At 55.7% G+C, this 18,077-nt stretch carries 15 protein-coding genes; 6 read left to right on the forward strand and 9 right to left on the reverse strand.

Features of this window, described 5'->3' with window-relative positions; genetic code table 11:
* The first annotated feature begins 183 nt into the window (after nucleotides 1–183).
* Nucleotides 184–1,173 carry a DNA-binding protein gene (locus tag QMX93_RS01560; RefSeq protein ID WP_282351872.1) on the forward strand — a complete coding sequence of 330 codons (990 nt, stop codon included), beginning with the start codon at nucleotides 184–186 and terminating at the stop codon, nucleotides 1,171–1,173.
* Nucleotides 1,174–1,572: 399 nt separating this feature from the next.
* Here QMX93_RS01560 and QMX93_RS01565 read toward each other — a convergent pair whose 3' ends face one another.
* The 6 genes from QMX93_RS01565 to QMX93_RS01590 form a co-directional block, all read right to left on the reverse strand.
* Nucleotides 1,573–2,442 (reverse strand): hypothetical protein, encoded by an 870-nt coding sequence (locus tag QMX93_RS01565; protein WP_282351874.1) that lies wholly within the window; start codon nucleotides 2,440–2,442, stop codon nucleotides 1,573–1,575.
* Nucleotides 2,439–4,022 (reverse strand): AAA family ATPase, encoded by a 1,584-nt coding sequence (locus QMX93_RS01570; protein WP_282351876.1) that lies wholly within the window; start codon nucleotides 4,020–4,022, stop codon nucleotides 2,439–2,441. The genes QMX93_RS01565 and QMX93_RS01570 overlap by 4 nt, the downstream gene beginning before the upstream one ends.
* A 371-nt stretch (nucleotides 4,023–4,393) precedes the next feature.
* On the reverse strand, nucleotides 4,394–6,577 hold the full coding sequence (locus QMX93_RS01575) for a DEAD/DEAH box helicase (RefSeq protein ID WP_282352022.1): 2,184 nt from the start codon (nucleotides 6,575–6,577) through the stop codon (nucleotides 4,394–4,396).
* A gap of 43 nt (nucleotides 6,578–6,620) precedes the next feature.
* On the reverse strand, nucleotides 6,621–7,916 hold the full coding sequence (locus QMX93_RS01580) for an ATP-binding protein (RefSeq protein ID WP_282351878.1): 1,296 nt from the start codon (nucleotides 7,914–7,916) through the stop codon (nucleotides 6,621–6,623).
* Nucleotides 7,913–10,333, reverse strand: coding sequence for a TerB N-terminal domain-containing protein (locus tag QMX93_RS01585; protein ID WP_282351880.1), 2,421 nt, complete (start codon nucleotides 10,331–10,333; stop codon nucleotides 7,913–7,915). Before QMX93_RS01585 ends, QMX93_RS01580 begins: the two co-directional genes overlap by 4 nt.
* Nucleotides 10,334–10,665: 332 nt before the next feature.
* A complete protein-coding gene (locus QMX93_RS01590) occupies nucleotides 10,666–10,818 on the reverse strand; it encodes a hypothetical protein (RefSeq protein ID WP_168216556.1) in 153 nt (50 codons plus the stop codon).
* A gap of 101 nt (nucleotides 10,819–10,919) precedes the next feature.
* On the opposite strand from QMX93_RS01590, the gene QMX93_RS01595 reads away from it, so the two are divergent.
* The gene (locus QMX93_RS01595; RefSeq protein ID WP_282351885.1) at nucleotides 10,920–11,261 is read left to right on the forward strand and encodes a hypothetical protein; all 342 of its coding nucleotides are present in this window, start codon (nucleotides 10,920–10,922) and stop codon (nucleotides 11,259–11,261) included.
* Between the two features lie 22 nt (nucleotides 11,262–11,283).
* On the opposite strand, the gene QMX93_RS01600 is transcribed toward QMX93_RS01595, so the two are convergent.
* The 3 genes from QMX93_RS01600 to QMX93_RS01610 all read right to left on the reverse strand — a co-directional run bounded on the left by QMX93_RS01600 (nucleotide 11,284) and on the right by QMX93_RS01610 (nucleotide 14,685).
* On the reverse strand, nucleotides 11,284–11,685 hold the full coding sequence (locus tag QMX93_RS01600) for a helix-turn-helix transcriptional regulator (RefSeq protein WP_282351886.1): 402 nt from the start codon (nucleotides 11,683–11,685) through the stop codon (nucleotides 11,284–11,286).
* Between the two features lie 615 nt (nucleotides 11,686–12,300).
* The gene (locus QMX93_RS01605; RefSeq protein ID WP_282351888.1) at nucleotides 12,301–13,818 is read right to left on the reverse strand and encodes a purine phosphorylase; all 1,518 of its coding nucleotides are present in this window, start codon (nucleotides 13,816–13,818) and stop codon (nucleotides 12,301–12,303) included.
* A gap of 48 nt (nucleotides 13,819–13,866) precedes the next feature.
* Nucleotides 13,867–14,685 carry a WYL domain-containing protein gene (locus tag QMX93_RS01610; protein WP_282351890.1) on the reverse strand — a complete coding sequence of 273 codons (819 nt, stop codon included), beginning with the start codon at nucleotides 14,683–14,685 and terminating at the stop codon, nucleotides 13,867–13,869.
* A gap of 344 nt (nucleotides 14,686–15,029) precedes the next feature.
* On the opposite strand from QMX93_RS01610, the gene QMX93_RS01615 reads away from it, so the two are divergent.
* The 4 genes from QMX93_RS01615 (at nucleotide 15,030) to QMX93_RS01630 (ending at nucleotide 18,064) form a co-directional block, all read left to right on the forward strand.
* On the forward strand, nucleotides 15,030–15,974 hold the full coding sequence (locus QMX93_RS01615) for a CBASS oligonucleotide cyclase (RefSeq protein ID WP_282351893.1): 945 nt from the start codon (nucleotides 15,030–15,032) through the stop codon (nucleotides 15,972–15,974).
* Nucleotides 15,971–16,459, forward strand: a complete 489-nt coding sequence (locus QMX93_RS01620; RefSeq protein WP_282351895.1) for a hypothetical protein — start codon at nucleotides 15,971–15,973, stop codon at nucleotides 16,457–16,459. Before QMX93_RS01615 ends, QMX93_RS01620 begins: the two co-directional genes overlap by 4 nt.
* A complete protein-coding gene (locus QMX93_RS01625) occupies nucleotides 16,459–17,355 on the forward strand; it encodes an ATP-binding protein (RefSeq protein WP_169840237.1) in 897 nt (298 codons plus the stop codon). Before QMX93_RS01620 ends, QMX93_RS01625 begins: the two co-directional genes overlap by 1 nt.
* 160 nt (nucleotides 17,356–17,515) lie before the next feature.
* Complete coding sequence (locus QMX93_RS01630; protein ID WP_169840238.1) at nucleotides 17,516–18,064, forward strand: 3'-5' exonuclease; 549 nt, start codon at nucleotides 17,516–17,518, stop codon at nucleotides 18,062–18,064.
* Nucleotides 18,065–18,077 lie beyond the last annotated feature (13 nt).

Here is an 18,077-nt window from a genome sequence, read left to right on the forward strand (position 1 = left end):
ATGGTGGCCCGTATCTGCCGTTTGTACCTTTGCCACGCCATTTTACGCCCGAACATTTGCCTGGCAAGCCATAAACCTCGATTATATCTTGCCAGTTGTCGGCAAGTTCCCAGCAGGATTTAGCATTTTCGTATTATGTAAATTCATGACATGTGACATGACACGAAATAGTCTGGAGGACGTATGGCGCGAGGCGGCGTTAATCTAGCGGTGGTGCAAAAGGCGCGGAACAGCCTGCTAATGCGCGGTGTGTACCCCAGCATCGATGCAGTCCGGGTGGAGATTGGAAATACGGGTTCAAAGACCACGATCGCTCGGTATCTAAAGCAGCTGGAATCTGCAGGATCAGAAGCGAACCCTCGTGAGCGCATGAGCGGCGCGCTGCGCGGGGTCGTCGAAAGCTTGTTGGATCAAGTCCAGGAGGAGGGCAGCCAGGCCTTTCTTGAGGCACGTGCGGAGTTCGAGCACGAGCGCAAGCTATTGATCACCCGAGCCGAGGTATTTGAGAGCGAGCTCGATGAACTCAAGCTCGGTTTCGACGCGCAAGGGCAAATCTTGGCTACTCAAACTGAAGAGCTCAAAACCACTCAGTCCACACTGCAGACTGAGATCACGCGTAACGCCAGGCTCACCCAGAGCAACAGTGATTTCGAAGTCCGGATTCAAGAGAAGGATGGGCAGATCCAGTCTCTGGAGCAAAAGCATACGCATGCCCGGGAGGCCCTCGAACACTACCGTGCTTCGATCAAGGAACAGCGTGACCAGGATCTGAACCGCCACGAGTCCCAGGTCTACCAAATGCAGCAGGAGCTGACCGTCCTTCAGCAGACGCTCATGGTCAAGCAGGAGGAGATCACCCGATTGATCCGGGATAACGAGCGCTTCATTGCCGAAGATCGCCAGCAAGCCAGGGAAGCCTCGCAACATCGTGAGGCTGTCGAAGCCCTGCGGGGTGAGCTGAGCATTGCCAATGCTATTGCTGCGCGTGCGGAAGGTGCGAAGGAACTGCTCGCTCAACAGTTGGAAGCAAAGGCTAAAGAGGCTGGTGAGTCTCAGTCGCAATTGGCAGCTGCGAAGCTAAGGGAGGTGGCTCTGGCACACAGACTCACCACCGCAGAGGCTGAGCTCATGGCTTTGCGCGAATCGAGTGAGGCGGATGGATCGCAGGCGTAATCCAGAGAACCTTGAACCCATTAGCACATCGCGGAGTACATTTGTACTCCTTCCCAATTTACAGCTCGCGATCCGAGCCAGGTAGCCCTCATGCGAACCAGCGCCTGCCATACCCTCTAACCTCAGGCTTACCAGTATCTGTATAGCCGAAGCCAGCTCGCTCGAACCCCATGCAGCCACCTACACATAAGCGGCTGAAATCATGGGCGTGGAGAAGGGCGAAGTTCTATTCGTTGCCAACCATGCCTTCAATTGCTTTGGGCAAAAAGCCGGCGGTATGCGCAGTGCCTTCATTGATCGCAACCTTCCATTCGGTGGCACCCGCACCAACGGGACATCTGAGTGAAGGACATGCAGTCCTTGGCAGACCTTATAGTTGGAGTAGGTGAAACGGAATATTTACTCGAATGCCCGGAAGCCCTCGTCGCAGTACCACTCACTTCTGAGAAGCGCTTGGTACATGGCGGTGTCCCAAGCATTCACATGGACAGCCTTTTTTCCGGCCGCAATTACCCGAAGGTGATCTTGTACTCCGGCTAGGGCGGAGTCCGACCAGACCAGGTCGAGCGTGTCCTTAAGATTCGCGAGTTCGTTACTGGCCTCGATTGAGAACCTTGAAGCCAGTTTGTAGTCCCTGAAATGCGCTAGTACCCTGGTCTTCTCGACCTGATCCCAATCCTCTGGGGGGCTCACGAAAAACTCGAGAACGGGCGGGGTTCCAGTAAGCACCCGCGCGTGTAGCCACTGGTCACTAACTATCCGCGGATGCTCCAAATACGGATGGAGGGTTTGTTGGTCTTGCGCAGTCGCAGTGGCTGCATTTTTGCCAGTATTGCAGTCCTTGCAGGCGGGTACGAGGTTCCACGGCAAGACGGACAGAATCGGGAATCTGGCTTTCGGCAGGTAGTGGTCGAGAGTGCTCGCCTGGCCGAACCCACAGAATGGGCACTTTTTGCGCGGAGCCTTACCGAGTATGTCGGTGTACACCCTCCTAGCGGGTTTCGAGTCACCCACCATGTGAGAGGAGTAGGTAGCTTTCAGCTCCTTCTTGGTTACTTGGCCAACCACGATGTCGTCGTTATCGCAGTCGATAGCGGGGATCGTGAAGAGTTGATTGATAAGGCCTTTCTGCTGGTAGTCTACTGCAGCGGCAACCACCTCTGCTGTAATGGCTTGCAAGCGGGCTCTCAGATCCTCGTCAGCAATGCTGTTTACACAGAGGTCGTAGACCAGTTGCGGATCCTGAGCGGGGACGCTGATGGCTCTCATAGGTCAGACTCCCACTGCTTGTCACGTGCGATGGTCATGGATCTCAAGAGTGCCTGGCCTTCGGTGCCGATCTGACCTGCGTAATCCCCCCTAATTTGCTCATAGGGAGCACCCGTTCGAACGTCGGCGGCTAGGAGCTCATGGAAGCCCGATTTGCTCACCTCCAGACCAAAGACGTGTCGAGTCAAGACGCCAACATTCTCTGCAAACGTCTCGGCATCCGGGCGGTCGACAGTCGCTGTCTCGCCACTCCTGTTGATGATGGATACACAAGACTTGGGGACTTCCTGCAGAACTACAGGTGAGTGGGTGGCGATGATCGCTACAGCGTTTCGCGCCGTGAGCAAATCGGACAATGCCCGGGTGAAAGCAGACAGCAGAGGAGGGTGCAGGTGGCTTTCAGGTTCATCAATCAACACCAGCGTTTTCTCGTCTACGGTTTCGACGAGCTGGGTAATGGTCAGCAGAACAATAGCGTGGCCAGAGCTCATCCCTTCGAGCATGGTAGTGCTGCGTCGGACGAACTCGGCCTTGGTTTCTGATCCATCGGCGTCAAAAACCTCAATCAGCTGGATGAGGTTCATTTCCTCGAAATTGAAGTCAGATTCGAGCTTGTGAATAGCTTTGATCCACCGTGCTCTCTTTGCGCTTAGGCTAAGGCAGACTTTGAGACTATCGGCCAAATCAGTGCAGAGGTGGGGCTTGGTTTTCAACCCCCAAACATCCTCTCCCCCAGCGGCTAGCACCTTGTGCTTAAGGCCTACATATCGATATCTCATCCCCTGACTGGGGTCATCCTGGTTCGGCGGGGGATCAAATGGATCGAACGCGCTGAACGAAACCGACACCACACCTGCAAAGTCATCATTGGTCAGCGGTCGCCTGAAGCTCCACATGTTCTTGTTGAAAAAGCAGCCTTTGGCGTACACCTCTTCACTTGGCGTGACCAAGGAGTCAACCATGCCATTCAACAGGGTTGTTTTACCCACCCCGTTTCGGCCAATCAAGATGTGAACATTACTGGAGGGTTTGACATCTGGATCGACACTGAACTCGAGAGTCAGCGGTGCGATTCCGTCTGATCTTGCCTTTTCGTAAAAGAAGTCGTAAGGGGTCAATGGGGCGTCCCCGGTGAGGATCCGCTTGAATTGGTGGTCGATCGTTGTTGGGTTCACTGCCCGAAGCAGGGAAGTGCTAAACGCTAACTCTGAAGAGGAAGCCTCCCGACGCTCCTTGGAGAAAGCCACATCCCCTAACGCGTGGAGGATTGCATGAGCCTCCTCCAGCGAAAACAGCTCAAGCAGTTTCCGATAGTATTCGACGTCCTGCCCCAGGCTGAAAAATTTGGGTTCTAACGACGTGAATTCATCAGGCATCCCATGTTCAGTCCAGCCTTCAGATTGCCCTTGGTAAGCGATCTTCAAGTCACCAACTCTATGTTCGACCCCAGACCCATCAACGATGATAAGGACAAATTTGGTTTTGTAGCCGTAGTCGTCCCAGTTATCTACATACAAAACCCCAGTGTTTCTTGCATCCTGCTGGAGCTTACCTCGGTGTTGAACCTTGATGAATTTCATGCTCATGACGTCCTTGCTCTGAGGGCACACGCGGCGTGTTTTTGGTGATGGCCATTTGGCTCCATGTTAACGGATCGAAATGCTCTGAGGAACCTGATGGGAGTTAGTGGACTGGTGGAAGCAAAAACGCCGCCTGAAAGCGCGGCGCATAAGTTTACCTCCGAGGTTGAGCGGGCAACCGGGGGGCAGCACGAAGCCGGAAATTGCGTTTGATGCCAACTTGTCCGAGCAGGCCAACGACAGAGGCTAGTTATGCCCTGCCCGAGGTCGCCGCTAGGAAGTAGAGGGAAGCTGAGTTGCCCCAGAAGCTTTCTAATGTCGATGCCGATCTCGAAAAATGGGCGACGGAGTGTAGGAGAGTAGTGCGATCGCTATTCCTCTCTCTGCGAATCCAGTGTAAGGAGTCGAGCTGTGGTGACCGCGGCTTGGAGATCAAGATGGCTTGAGGCGAACGACTTCATGAGGAGCGGGCGGGGAAGGGCCCAATCCCATTTCTCTCGGATCATGTTTTCGACATTTTCCAAGATCGGCTCTACGTTCGAGATGTCCATTTGACCGACTACGCGCAACGCTCGCAATGTGTCCTCCGCGCCGAATGCAACTTCCAGGAATAGCCCGGTGTTTTCACACTGAATGCCCACATGCCTGAGCAACAAGGCCAGCGCATCGTTGGTGTAATCCCCTCGCCAGGTTGCCACATGGCTTACGCTGGCAGAGCTAATTATGGCCGCGTCACCCAACCCGAGAGCGCGGAAGTTACTCCGGGCCTCGTCTAGGAGAGCTTGAGCGTGTTTGTCCAGGAAGGGACAGGACGTGGTTTCCATCAACACGTTTCGCATTTCAAGCCTGACACGATCATCCACCTGGGCACCAAGCCCATCAAACTGAGGAGGCTCGCCGCCCCGAGCCGGTGTGACCACTATCACCTTCGCTTCAAGGTCGACATCCTGAACCTGCCAACGCCTTCCGCCGAAGATGATGCGCTGTCCCTTGGTCAGGGGTTTGCTGACCGGCAGCGAGCCAAGTGGCTTGCCATCCCGGAGCAAACGAAACTCTTCATCGCTTGTGAAGGCGGTGTAGAACTCATAGTGGTTGATCAACCGCTCCCCGAGTTCGCCTGGCAGCAGAAGTCCTGAGCTGTCCTGGACGATCAATTCCTTTTCACCCAAACCCTTGAGCAAAGCCAGGAAATCAGGCTTGGTGACGCTTGCAAAACTGCCGCTTGCGATGAGATTTCCCCATAATTGCGCCGCAGAAGCACCGCCGAGCTGAGCAATTGAGGATAGGCACTGTTGCACCAGTGTCGAGGCGTGTAGGCCTCCCGATCGAGGCGGCTCAAACCATCCACTGATCAGCAATCGGATCATGGCGACCGTTTGGACAAGGCCCTCACGTAACTGATCGGAGAGATCCGACTTATCTGTTAAAGGGCGCTCCCGGCAGTACGTCCTGAGCATTGCAGGCTCACCGGGGCGGCGACCCGAGCGGCCAAGCCTCTGCCTGAGACTTGCCACAGAGGGTGGACAGCCGATCTGTGCGACCGTCCTGATGCTACCGATGTCTATACCCAGCTCCAGGGTGGTAGTGCATACGGCAGAAGCTGGAGGATCTCCCGCTTTCAACGCCCGCTCGGCATCCTGGCGGAGCTCCTTGGACAAGCTACCGTGATGCGGCCAGAACTCGTTCGGAACACCATCGTTTTCGCACAGTGAGCGCAGACGGTCGGCAAACCATTCAACCTCTTGGCGCCTGTTGGGGAAGATCAGGTTGTTATGCCCCCTCAGCACCTTGTAAAGGTGACCTGCGATAGCCACTTTGGTACCTGAGGTGTCTTCCTTCTCTACGCCTTCATCTGTTGACGCGTTCCCCGGGTGTTCCACCACCAGCTGCTGCATGGGCTGCTCAATGTAGCCACGCACCTGTACCTGGAGCTCTTGGCCAGAGGACTTTGACTCAATAACCGTGATGTCATCCGGACGCGCTGGCCTCAGGAACTTGCGAGCCAGCGACATCTCACCAAGCGTCGCCGAAAGCCCTACACGGGGCAGGGTTCTACCTACGACGATTTCAACCCGCTGCATGAGCGATTGCAGCTGCTTTCCACGCTCACTTCCGATGAAGGCATGAAGCTCATCGACAACGATGTAGCGAAGGTTCTGAAAAGCCCCAGGTAAGCCTGAGCCTTTGTTTACGAAGAGGGCTTCTAGGGACTCCGGAGTGATCAGCAAGATGCCCTCAGGCGATTTCAAAAACCGTTGTTTCTTGCTTGCTGCCACATCGCCATGCCAAGCAACGACGGGCAGTTCGAGCCTCTCACATAACCGGCTAAGCCTGTCCCACTGGTCGTTGATCAGCGCCTTGAGCGGGCTGATATACAGCACCGCGCCGGCTGGCTCACTGTTGTTGAGCAGGTTGGTCAGGATCGGCAGGAATGCGGCCTCAGTTTTACCTGCGGCAGTGGACGCTGCAATGATCACATCGCGATCGGCGCCCACCAATGCCGGTACCGCCCACTCCTGCGCATCACGCAGAGACGTCCACCCCTGTGACCAGATCCATTGCTGAACCTCCGGGTGTAGACGCTCGAACGAAGAAGAGTCAGAGCTTGAAGCTGGCGAGCTCATCGTCGGCCTCAACTTCAAGATCTTGCTGCCCGGCCTCATCCTTGGTCAGCTCCACGGCGCCCAGTAAGGTTCGCCAATCCGCGGTAGGGTTTTGCTCGATCACCGCGAGCAAGTTGATGAAAGCCGTAATGGTCGTGCGCGGCGTCCGGAAATATGCCTCGCCCAAGCGCTGATTACAGTGCGCCATGAAAGCGGGGATGGCTTCATCCGGCAGCAAAAACTTCTCAGGCTCACCGTAGGCGTATACGTTGCGCAGCTTCTGCAAAAGCACGTAGAAGTCTTCAGGTGTCAGGCTGCTGAGTCGAATGACAGGCCCAGAAAGGTCGACCAGGCCAGACTTCGCAAAGCTGTTTTCAGCGAGGCGCGATTGTAGGGCAGGGTAGCTGTAGAGCCCCCGACGAGTGTCCATCAGAAACTCTGGTGTGCCGCCCAATACAAACCCCAGGCCTTCAGCGGAACCCTGCAACGAATCGTTGAGGATGCGCAGAATCTGTTCGTAATTGGCGTTACGGGCCTGGGTGTTTGCCAGCTTGTACAGGTTGACCAGTTCATCCAGGCAGACCATCAAGCCGCCGAAACCAGCCAGGCGTACGAATCGTGACAGCAATTTCAGCTGGTCGTAGACAGAAGCATCATCGACGATCGTCCGCACGCCCAGCGCAGCGCGGGCGTCAGTCTTGGTGGAGAATTCCCCGCGTAGCCAACGAATGGCGTCAGCCTTGAGCTGCTCGTTACCTTCCTCGAAGCCGCGGCAGTAGGCGGCAATGACGTCGGCAAAATCATACCCATTGACCATCTCGGTGAGCTCTGCCAGGTACTCACGAATGACCGCCTCACTCTCGACACCTTTGGCCTTGGCTTCCGTCTTAGCCTGGGAGATGAACTTCTCAACGATACCCTGCAGAGCGCCGCCTTCTGGCTTGGTGCGGGTCGCCATGTTTTTAGCCAGCTCCGAGTAAAGCGAGCGCGCTTGGCCACCTGAAGCGTGAAGCCGGCGGTCTGGATTCAAATCGGCGTGCATGGTGACAAGCTTGCGCTCCATGGCGATGCCGCGCACCAGGTTTAGGAAGAAGGTTTTGCCCGCGCCGTACTCGCCAACGACGACGCGAAAAGCCGAGCCGCCATCCGCGAGACGATCCACATCTTTGAGCAGCGAATCGAGTTCACCCGCTCGACCTACCTGGATGAGATGCTGCCCAACACGGGGCACTACGCCCGCACGCAGCGATTGAATGACCGCGTCGCGATCCTTGGCTCGTATCTTACTCATAGGGCTAGCTCATCCAGAATGTCGGGGTTGATTTCGATGGGATCATCACCTTCGGTCACGGGCATGTCGAACAGCTCAAACGCTGTGTCGTTGATCCGCTCCAAGGCGCCATCCAGCATCAGTTCCATATCACTGGCTGCGTCTTCCAGCTCGGCACGACTCCACTCAGCCCGTGACACCAGAAGCCGAAGGAACGCTGAATGCTCGACGTCCAGGCCATGTACGGTAGCAAGCTGTTCGGCGGTACTTTCTTCCTGCCGTTGGGGCGCCTCGGGCTCCAGGGCGCTAGGCGTCTCAGTCAGCGATTCTTCATTGAAGACGCTGGCCAGGAGCGCCGACACTTCTGCCGTTTCTTGTTGCAAGCGAGCGACCTTGTCCATGTCCAGTGCAAAGCCAGAGCCAGTGCTTTCTGATGTCTGTGTCGCAGTGGCCAGCGCTGCATTCGCAGTCAGTGCCTCCACTCCATGGGAGGGACGAACAGCTGCACTGTGGAGGTCGCTGTAGACGAACTGCGGATCGAGGGCGAGCGACTTGTATACGCGCTCAAGGAGCTTAACTTCCTGTGGCGTCACCTCGCCATCCGCTTGTGCCAGGTGGGCCAGGAAGCTGGCAATTTTCCGCTTGGCCTCGATCGTCAGCGGCTCAAGCTTCTTTTTGAGGCTTGCCAGTGTCGGCGGTTGCTTCAGTTGAATCTGGAGGTGCGCCTTCAAGCGTTTTCGATGCGCGACGCAGAGGTGATCCCATGAGTCAATGTGGCCGGACAGCAGACTCACCTCTTCTAGCGAGGTGTCACCGTCTGCCGCAGCCACTGCACTGGCCAGGTCTAAAGTCACTGCTGCAGCGCTGTAAGCATCGGTCGACCGAAGAGTGCCTTCATCAGAGTCGGCTGCGAACAACGCGATGGTGTCTTCCGCCTTGGGCGTACGGCTGCCAGAAAGCACATCTGGCTCCAATCCGATCCGCTTGCTTTCCAAGGCCCGGGCGAGTGCCACGACTTTGTCGCGGGAAAGCGCGCCGGCGGATTTGAAACGGCCTGCCAGCTCAGCGAAACTCATGCAGATAGTTTCGCCGCCGACGCGTTGTTCCAACTGTTCGAGTTCGGCTTTTGCTTCAGCAGGCCAGAGTTCTGTTGGCAACTGCAGGATGGCTTCCAGACTATCTCCAGCGTCTGGGTTGCGCCCCAGATATCGACTGTAAGCGTCTAGAACGGTGGTGCATTCTTCCACTATAACCTGCAGCTTGTTACGCGTTCCTGAGGTTGCCGCGACATCGGGGAGGTCGCCCACGGCTGCTGCCGGGATGTTCAATCCGGAAGAAGCAGGGCGATAAGCAATCTTCAGCTTGGTCTTGTTCTGAGGCAGCACAAGGCCATTGGGATACCGTTTTGCGAATTCGTTTTTGAAGAGTGCTGCGAATTGCTCAGGGCAACGGGTCACAGGTGTGCGCCTGGAAATGTTTGGCTCAGCGAGCGCCCAGGCTAATGCCCAGTGCGGGGGGAGTGGATACTTGTCCACGGCCATCTGGCCCAGCGCGACGCGCAGCGACATGGGCAGCTCGTACCCATCTGCGGCACTGGCGGTGGGTTCACTCATATAGCTTTGAGGTTGAACAGAACCCGCGTCGATATGGGCGAGAAAGCGAGTAGCGTAGCCGCGGAAAGAATGGTTGTCCCCGTAGAGACCAAGCAAGCGTTCGACCTCGGCCTTGATGGTAGGGATCTCTGCTTTAGCCTGAGGATCGCTTGGTGCATCGATCAGCGCGCGGCGTTCTAGCCCGTAAAAAAACAGGAACACGTATCCCGCATCCGCAGGCTGGCGGCGACCTCCTGCCAACCATTGCAGATACGCTCGCCGCGCCTCAGGCGTTATGCTGCGGTAACTTGGCCAATAGGGCATCTGCCGCTCGGTAAGGCTCATGGGTGAGCGTGCGACTCGAAGCGTGGCATCAATCAGGGACGGTTCAGTCTGACCGAACTGGGTTGCCCGCTCGGTGATGTAGAGCATTCCACCCGGTATAGCCAATCCGGCCACGGTGATGGACTCACCTTCTGCAAGCCAGCGAACTCCCTTGGGCTTTGCACTTGGCTTTGGAATGGCGTAGCTCTGACTATCGCTGGACGAACCGACTTGGACAGTATGAAAGTCTCGCTCGCGGGCACTGGTGCTGAACTGGACGGTTAGACTGGGCGAGTTGACCTGTCGAGATGCCGCGGCGATTTCGGCAACAGTGTCATCTTCAGACTCGTAACGCTTTGCCTGAGTGGCGCGTCTGACGGCCCATACCAACGCACCTATGCCCAAGATAACTCCAAGGGCGATCCACGCTTGCTTTGGAACCTGCGCCAAAAGGGCAACAACGAATAACAAGGCGTACAGAGCGATCGGCCCGCCGCCGCTCCCTTTGCGCTTCCGTGGCATATGAGTATTCCGTACAGTTGGTAATGGCCAGATGACATTCTTACGGATTTTACGAGGCGGGCCAAGCGGAACAGACGAAGGGAGCGCTGGGCAAGATTACTTAAACGGATCCCCAACAGAGCCATCTGCTTACACGGCTATGTCAGGGCTGTGTTGCGGGAGGTGAAGGGATCGTGGCGCTGCTCTTGATACGCCCAATTTTCAGCGAGGCCATCATCTTGGTAGTGTCTCGCGATGGGTGATTAAACCCAAGAGTACACATGTACTCCTTCGCATCTCAGGCGTCTCAACTGGTCTATTGAGGCAGCTTTCGACAACGTCTCTTCTGCACTTCAAATAGCGTCTTCCAATGCAGCGATCAGCGCCTCCAAAGCCTCAGCCAGGCGGGCGTCTTCACGGGCATCTCCGCTTTCGGGAACAAACTCTTGGCAGTGCCGTAGCAGTGCGTCGCGGTCGTTACGGTTCAGATCAAGTTGAATGTGCATGTTCGAAAATCCCTAGATGGTTGAACTGCACCCAACCCCTGGCGCTCAAGCACGCTTTGGTCGAATATTGCGCGCCGATTGGAAGCGAGGAGGACAGGGCATTGAAGGTTGAGCAGGAAGCGCAGGTGTGGTTGTGCGCCGCTGAGCACTATCGTGATTCTCTCATGGCGATAGTGGGTGATGCAGTCGCCAGCTTCCGCCGTAAACCGGGCCTGGACAGTTTGACTCGCATCTACAAGCAAGACGTTGGCGCCGTAGCGTTTGCAGTGCTTGAGCGCGTCCTGCCCAGCGCGGATTTGCCGCGCGCCGACAGCAGCTACATCCCTGTCCGGGAACAGTTACGGTCACATGTGATTTATCAGGTGCTAAAACGCCTTGTAGAAGAGGAGGCCGTTCCACTCGAGCGTAGGGATATCCTGTTCTCGATTGACCTTGGACTCTGACACCAGACGATCTCAACCTCTGCTATTCGGCAAAGCACAGTTCAGCTTGAGATGACGGGTAAATAGCCTTGTGCCGGCGTGCCGATGAGGGCTTTGTTATGCAGACAGGAGTCGCTGATGAGACTACCAGGCCGCTGAGCGCGCCATTGGTCTCCAGATCTGCAATGTCAGCTTTCAGCCGCTGTACGAAGGTATCAATTGGTTGACCGCTCTCTACGCTCAACGTCAGTGTGAGAAGGGTCAAAGGGCTGAGCCCCATCGCATCACCTATCGCAGTCAGCTTCTCTACCGTAGGGCTTGATCGGCCGTGTTCCAGCTTGAGCATGTAGCCACGGCTGCTCGCTAAGGCCATATCCTTATGCGTCAACCCGCGGCTAATGCGCATGGTTTTCAATACGGTGGCGAAAGCTGCTTTCAGCGACATAGATGCTCCTGGCCAATGTCAGGCGAGAATGGCCCGCAAACCATTTTCAGCGGAAATACCCGACGTAGAGCATCTGACAGTACCACACAGACCTTCCCGTCAGTTTTAACGAAGAACCTTTTCAGGCCAGCATCGGGATAGGCCTGCAGCTTTCTCGGTGCAAACTGTCCATGACCAGCGCTCAACCTAAGCCAGTTGTTTTCACTAGTATTGTTAATGGAGTCAGTGGTATTCCTGCACTCCAACTACGTCATGTACACACATATGATTTTTTTTCGCGAGACGGGGTTCTATATTTTTGCCTTGGGCAGGTCTGGTCTCTATCACCCTGCAAGCCCTTGCATAGTCCCGTAGGGCCTGGGGTAATCGCTTTCTTCGCAGCCGTTGGCTGCACTTCCGCTTTGCATGCAAAAAAACACGGTAATAGTTGAAAGAAAGTTGGCAAAACTTTGAAGTCTAGAGAGGTGGCCGCACCCAGACCGTGCCGTGCAGTCGGTCTCGCATTACAACTCGTCGCTTCGCCAATGTCTCAAAATGATCCAAGAATAATCGCATAGGTAAAGCGCCCATTGGAGGGGCGCTTCTCGGTGAAGGCCGGAGGAAAGCCAGAATTCCTCAGATGCGGCTCCAGCCGTATGTGGCGTAGTCCTTCGTCACGATTGCTGCAGCTTCAGAGGCGACCCTGTGGAAGGTGTTGTCCTTCGAACTGTCACCAAAGTCACTGATCCCCCGGATGACTAGGACGGGGACTTGTTGCTTGTTGCAGGCATCGTAAACCCCATGAGCTTCCATTTCCGCGACGCATGCTTTGTCGTGGAGGCCCCTGAAGCTTTTGAAAAGCTCCGGGTCTCGAATGAGCAATTCGCCTGACGCGATGGTTGCAGGAGACACCGCGAGCCTGGCAGAAACCTTACCTGCCTTGGATTTGGCCGGCATTGAGAAGCCCAGTTCATCCGCTTGCGCTTGCAAGCGATCCGAAAGAGACGCGGTACCGAAGTAAGCGTTCATATCTTGAAGAGTAGGGAGGCCCGGCCGCTGGATGTCCGGCCGCGGAGCAAGCATACCGCCATCCAGTGCGGCTCCGCCCTCGTAGTACACGACGCGCTCGGACACAATGACTTCACCCAGGCTCATTTTGTCGCGCAGACCCGCGGCGATGCCCATCATGAGAACTTTCTTCGGCTTCAACTCAGACAGCAACAGCATCGTGATGCCCGACGCGTTCACGTTGCCAGCATCACCTAGCGAAGCGATTACGCAGGACAGGGGGCCATCTGGTCGCTGAATAGTGACAGGCCAGTATTGCACCCGCTGTGCCGTGTAACGGGCCGGGACATCGTCAGCGATACCGAAAACCTTTTTCGCCGCTGCAAGCTCAATCGCAATGGCCGTGATAACCAAGAGGTCAGGACTGCGCGCAGCATGTCTTGCGTCGATCTCTGTCTGGAACAAAGCTACAGAGCGGTCTGCCAAGTCATCGAGCTCGAAGATTCGCTCCTGAAGCGACATGTTATCCAGCTGCTTCTTCGCTTGTTCTCCAGTGACAGGGAACATGGTCAGGGGCTCCTTGAAGAAGGCCGCGTTGAGAGCAAGCGCTCCTTGGCCATCGTCGCTGAAACCACCGAGTCGAAGGTCAAACGGGAGGATAGGAAGCTTCTTTTTACGCATCTTGCGTGCGCGGTCAGAGACCCCCTTGCCACCACCCAAGGCAATCATCGCCGTAGCTACATCGACCTGCTCATCACCGATGTTTCCACCAGTGACGAGGTCGTCTTCGACGTAGATCACGTCCGCAAAATTGGCAGCTGAGAGTCGGCGAATGAACATCCGCTGCTCTGCTGTCATTTTCTCCCGCATGGCCAACTGCGAGGTTACGATTTTCAGTTGGTGCGCGGGGGTGCAGCCCGCAAGCAGCTTTTCTGCTTCGTAAGCTACCGTCCAGTCGAAGGTCAGGGCGTCACCATTTTCGTTGGTTGGCAGCCCTGCGAGGTAAACAACTAGCCCGCCTTGGGCGGCGAGGATGCTTTTGGCCACCGCGCGAGTAAAGTCGTGTGCGAGATCAATCGAGGCCTTCTCTGTCTTTGACGAGATGCTGCCTGCGATCAGAATGAATTCATTTTCAAGGTTGGCCATCGTGACGATTCCGGTAGCTAGGTGTTGAATATTGGCTGGTGCTTGGTGTTAGTACTTGAGCAGGGCCCTGATTGCTTCTGGATGTTTTAGGGCGACCTGGATGACCTCGGGTTTTTGACTCGCCTGATCTTCAGTCAAATTGAGCTGGAATAAGAGGTACATGAGCAGTGCCTGACGGCACTCGATGTGCATCTCACCATCTTCCATCAGGTAGTCACTTTCGATCAGTCGGCGCTTTGCCTGACTGAGGTCTGGATGCGCGATCAGGACGACATCCACCATGGTGTTCCAAGGGTTGTCCTCTGAGGCGCGTTCCCGATCAGAGCCCGCATAGCTGCAACGCTTGATTCTGGTAAGAGAGAAATCTCGGAAGGCTTCGCGCTTGTGACAGTACGCTCGTGCGTGCCAGCGGTTGCCGTCATGCACCAGGGCGTGAGGAGATAACTTCCGCTCACCGCCCTCCGGGTCTGTCATGGACTGGTAGAACACCTCGACGGAGCCTTTCTCTCGAATCGCCCGGAGGATTTCCCCAACAACGTCTGCATTGAGACGTCGACCCAGCTTCGGAACACCCGCAACAGGCGACTGCCAGCCTAAGAAGCTGCCGTATGGCACCTCCGGTTGAACAGCCACGCGAAGTAGATCTTCGAGATAGCGTTCAACAGCGCTTGACTCAAATATTGCCTCGAAAGACTCAGTAGCCCGGTAAACCCTGGCACGAGTGTCGTACTCCAGATTGCCCTCAGCCAGCTTTGTATATTCGGTGATGTCTAGGGAGGCCTGGGGTACCGATATGCCAAAGAAGTCTGTGAGGCTGCTCCTGTTGATCTGCCCATCCCATCGCAGTCGATAGTCGATGAATTCCAAGCGACGCTCCTGGCCCCAACGTGCTCCTTGCCGTCCCTTGGAGCTGGGTTGGTCGTCCGTTGGTTTGGACTCGTTTGTCATGTCGAACCTCGATAGCGTATAAAAACTAGACTGTATATAAAAACTATGCGTATAGTAATCATACGCTAGCAAGCTGCTAGGCGCAATTTCCCTGGTGAAGGCTTAGGAGGGCGAGGGGAAGGGCAATGACCTGCAGCGAGCTGTAAGGGCGATTTGGTGCCTGGTGCACGAATCGCTTCGCCATCTCATCCGTCGGCATGTGGTGTAGCTGCTGGTAGGGAGGCTGTTGCAACTAACTCAACACTTCTAGGAGGGGATGGCACATGCCACTCACTAACACTCAGATCAAGTACTACGACAGCAACGTGCTGCGCTTGCCAAAGGACAAACGTGAGACCTACAACGCTCAGGTGGATCGTCTCATTGCAGCGTTGCGCGACAGCTTAAAGACGCAAGACAAAATCACCGTCAAGCGGGTGGTCAAGGCGGGCTCGTTTGCTAAACACACCATCCTCCGTAAGACATCCGAGGACTCGGTGGATGTGGACGTGGTGTTCTACATCAGCGGCGAGAAGGTGGACGAAGCGACCTTCTCCAGCCTCAGCCAGAAGATCTACGACGCCTTGATAAAGCTGTACCCGACCAAGTCCGTCGAGGACTTCGTGATCCAGCGCAAAGCAGCAACTGTTACCTTCGTTGGTACTGGGCTAGACGTGGACATCGTTCCAGTCATCGCAAACCCAGACAAGGAAGGCTACGGCTGGCAGTTCGACCGTGTTGACGGCTCGAAGACTGAAACCTGTGCACCATGCCAGGTGAAATTCGTGAAGGATCGTAAAGATGAAGATCCTGACTTCCGTACTCTCGTTCGGTTGGCCAAGCGCTGGCGCACAAAAACGGAGTGCCCGCTAAAGTCTTTCCACATCGAGCTGATCATGGCCCATGTGCTCGAGGTCAACGGCAAGTCCGGCAAGCTCGAAAAGCGCTTCCGTGACTTCCTTCTGTACATCGCGGAAACGGGTCTGAAAGAGGTCATCAAGTTCCCCGAGAACGGCTGGGTTCCTCACTTCTCGGATCCAGTAGTCATCATCGACCCCGTGTGCGACACGAACAACGTAGCGAGCCGCATCACTGAGGATGAACGGAAGGAGATTGTTCGGATCGCTGATGAATCCTGGGCGACTGCCCACTTCGCATCAGAGGAGGATGACTTCGAGATCTGGAAGGAGCTGTTCGGTCGTGGCTTTAAAGCTGAGGATGCAGCATGACCAGTACGGCCACACAGACCTACTCCTACACGAACACGGATGTTGAAGCTGTAGTACGGCGCATCACGGCTGACCTGGTCATGATTGCTATCAGCAGCGGAGCTGAGACCGAAGAAACCGCTCGTAAGTGGGCTCACGACATCGAGCTTTTAGCCAAGAATGGCTACCTCAAAACTGTAGACGTAACGCTGCTGAGCTACGGCGTCGAGAAGCAAGCTGTTCGCTACAGCGTGGATGAGACCGGCGGACTTTCGAACGATCGTCCTGGCAATGCGCGCTGGCCAAAAGTGACTGGCGCTGTTCTGAGGATCGTCCTGTCTTACACCAGCGCGTACACACAGTCCGCACGGGAAAAAATGGCTGACCGAATGAAGACCGGATGGTCTCCATCGTATGCCGATACGAGTCACTCCACCCTCAGCAAAAGCGGTGGTCGGGAATACTCCAGCAATAATTTCGGAATGCAGCGTGAGGATTACTGCTGATGAGCAAAAACAGCGTTTTTGATACAGCAATCGATCTGCCAGCGAGCCAGCTGAGTGAGCGCGAGAAGGGACTGCTAGGGTTTGAAGGGCGCTACGAGCGCATCCAGAACCAGCTCCGCCTGCTTCTGAACCAGGGGCAACTCCCTGAGTGGAGCAAGGTACATCACAAGGGTGTACTGCCGATCTGCAATCTGATCTCTGACCAGTACCCACTTGTGATTTTTCATGGGGACGTAGGTACCGGCAAAACAGCTACTGCAGAGTGCATCGCGAATCGCATCGTGCGTGAGGCCCGTACTGAGGATTCCGTCCTCTTTAAACTGAGCAACCGCGTCCGCGGCTCCGGTAAAGTTGGTGAGATGGGCACGCTGCTAACACAGGCATGGGCTGAGGTCATCGAAGCGGCCGGTAAGAATCGTCGTGCGATCCTGATTATCGATGAGGGGGATTCGATAGCTGCCTCACGCACGCAGAGCCATAGCCACCACGAAGATAAGGTGGCCGTGAACACCCTGATCCAGGGAGTAGATGACTTGCGCAGATTCGGTGGGCGTATTGTCGTGATCCTGTGCACCAACCGCCTTTCCGTCCTAGACGCTGCGCTGCGCCGGCGTGCCGCGATTGTAGAAGAGTTCACCCGCCCAGACGCTGAAGAGCGGAAGGAGCTTTTCAGCATGGATCTGAATGGCATGGGACTCACGGATAAGCAGCTCACAGAGCTGGCATCGGTGACAGGTGAGCGGAATGGGCAACCAGCATGGACGTTCTCCGACATCCGTACTCGGCTCTACCCGACTGCGATGGCCAAGGCATTCCCGGATCGTCCGCTCAGCTACAAGGATCTGACTGACTCGATTCTGGCGATGAAGCCGTCTCCGGTCATGGAAGACAAATAACCATCACGGATGTCAGAGAAGGTTGCGGGGAGAGGTTGCAGGGGAGGAGAGGGCAAAGCTGTCCTCCATCCTCGCTGATTAAACTACATGCTTTCAAAATGATTCAGTGCCATATAGGTGGGTCGTTGCTCACCCTGGGCCTTGTCCAGCAGGAGTCGCTATGAAGTCGGAAAAGGAAATTTTTGTCTCGGTCGACATCGAGGCGTCAGGCCCAATCCCGGGCAAATACAGCATGCTCTCGATCGGCGCGTGCTTGGCGTCGAATCCTGCAGAACAGTTTTCCTGCTATCTGAAGCCTATCTCTGAGGAATACGTGCCGGCAGCCTTAGAGGTCACTGGTCTGTCGTTAGAGAAGCTTGCGGCGGAGGGGCAGGATCCGGTCGAAGCGATGACTCAGTTCAAAGCGTGGGTGGAGTCTTTGGCAGGAGAGGGAGTGTCGGTTGTCTTTGTAGGCTTCAACGCATCGTTCGATTGGAGCTTCGTGAACTACTACTTCCATCAGTTCCTTGGTGAAAATCCCTTTGGGATAGCCGCGCTCGACATCAAGTCGATGTACTTCGGTACCTCAGAGTGCACCTGGCGGTCAACCCGCTCGAGTGAGATAGAGAAGGTGGTCAAGCCCGACAGCTCTGGCGATCACGACGCTCTGCATGACGCGGTTTACCAAGCTGAGCTATTCCGTCTCATTCGTCAAAAACTGATAGCCTAATGAGACCTGTGAA

It is taken from the genome of Pseudomonas sp. PS01303, from assembly GCF_029959385.1.
Taxonomy (GTDB): Bacteria; Pseudomonadota; Gammaproteobacteria; order Pseudomonadales; family Pseudomonadaceae; genus Aquipseudomonas; species Aquipseudomonas rustica.

What these genes read in the sequence shown, in the direction of transcription:
- QMX93_RS01560 (WP_282351872.1), top strand. Translation starts at nt 184, where the DNA reads ATGGCGCGAGGCGGCGTTAATCTAGCGGTGGTGCAAAAGGCGCGGAAC.
- QMX93_RS01565 (WP_282351874.1), bottom strand. Translation starts at nt 2,442, where the DNA reads ATGAGAGCCATCAGCGTCCCCGCTCAGGATCCGCAACTGGTCTACGAC.
- QMX93_RS01570 (WP_282351876.1), bottom strand. Translation starts at nt 4,022, where the DNA reads ATGAAATTCATCAAGGTTCAACACCGAGGTAAGCTCCAGCAGGATGCA.
- QMX93_RS01580 (WP_282351878.1), bottom strand. Translation starts at nt 7,916, where the DNA reads ATGAGTAAGATACGAGCCAAGGATCGCGACGCGGTCATTCAATCGCTG.
- QMX93_RS01585 (WP_282351880.1), bottom strand. Translation starts at nt 10,333, where the DNA reads ATGCCACGGAAGCGCAAAGGGAGCGGCGGCGGGCCGATCGCTCTGTAC.
- QMX93_RS01590 (WP_168216556.1), bottom strand. Translation starts at nt 10,818, where the DNA reads ATGCACATTCAACTTGATCTGAACCGTAACGACCGCGACGCACTGCTA.
- QMX93_RS01600 (WP_282351886.1), bottom strand. Translation starts at nt 11,685, where the DNA reads ATGTCGCTGAAAGCAGCTTTCGCCACCGTATTGAAAACCATGCGCATT.
- QMX93_RS01605 (WP_282351888.1), bottom strand. Translation starts at nt 13,818, where the DNA reads ATGGCCAACCTTGAAAATGAATTCATTCTGATCGCAGGCAGCATCTCG.
- QMX93_RS01615 (WP_282351893.1), top strand. Translation starts at nt 15,030, where the DNA reads ATGCCACTCACTAACACTCAGATCAAGTACTACGACAGCAACGTGCTG.
- QMX93_RS01620 (WP_282351895.1), top strand. Translation starts at nt 15,971, where the DNA reads ATGACCAGTACGGCCACACAGACCTACTCCTACACGAACACGGATGTT.
- QMX93_RS01625 (WP_169840237.1), top strand. Translation starts at nt 16,459, where the DNA reads ATGAGCAAAAACAGCGTTTTTGATACAGCAATCGATCTGCCAGCGAGC.
- QMX93_RS01630 (WP_169840238.1), top strand. Translation starts at nt 17,516, where the DNA reads ATGAAGTCGGAAAAGGAAATTTTTGTCTCGGTCGACATCGAGGCGTCA.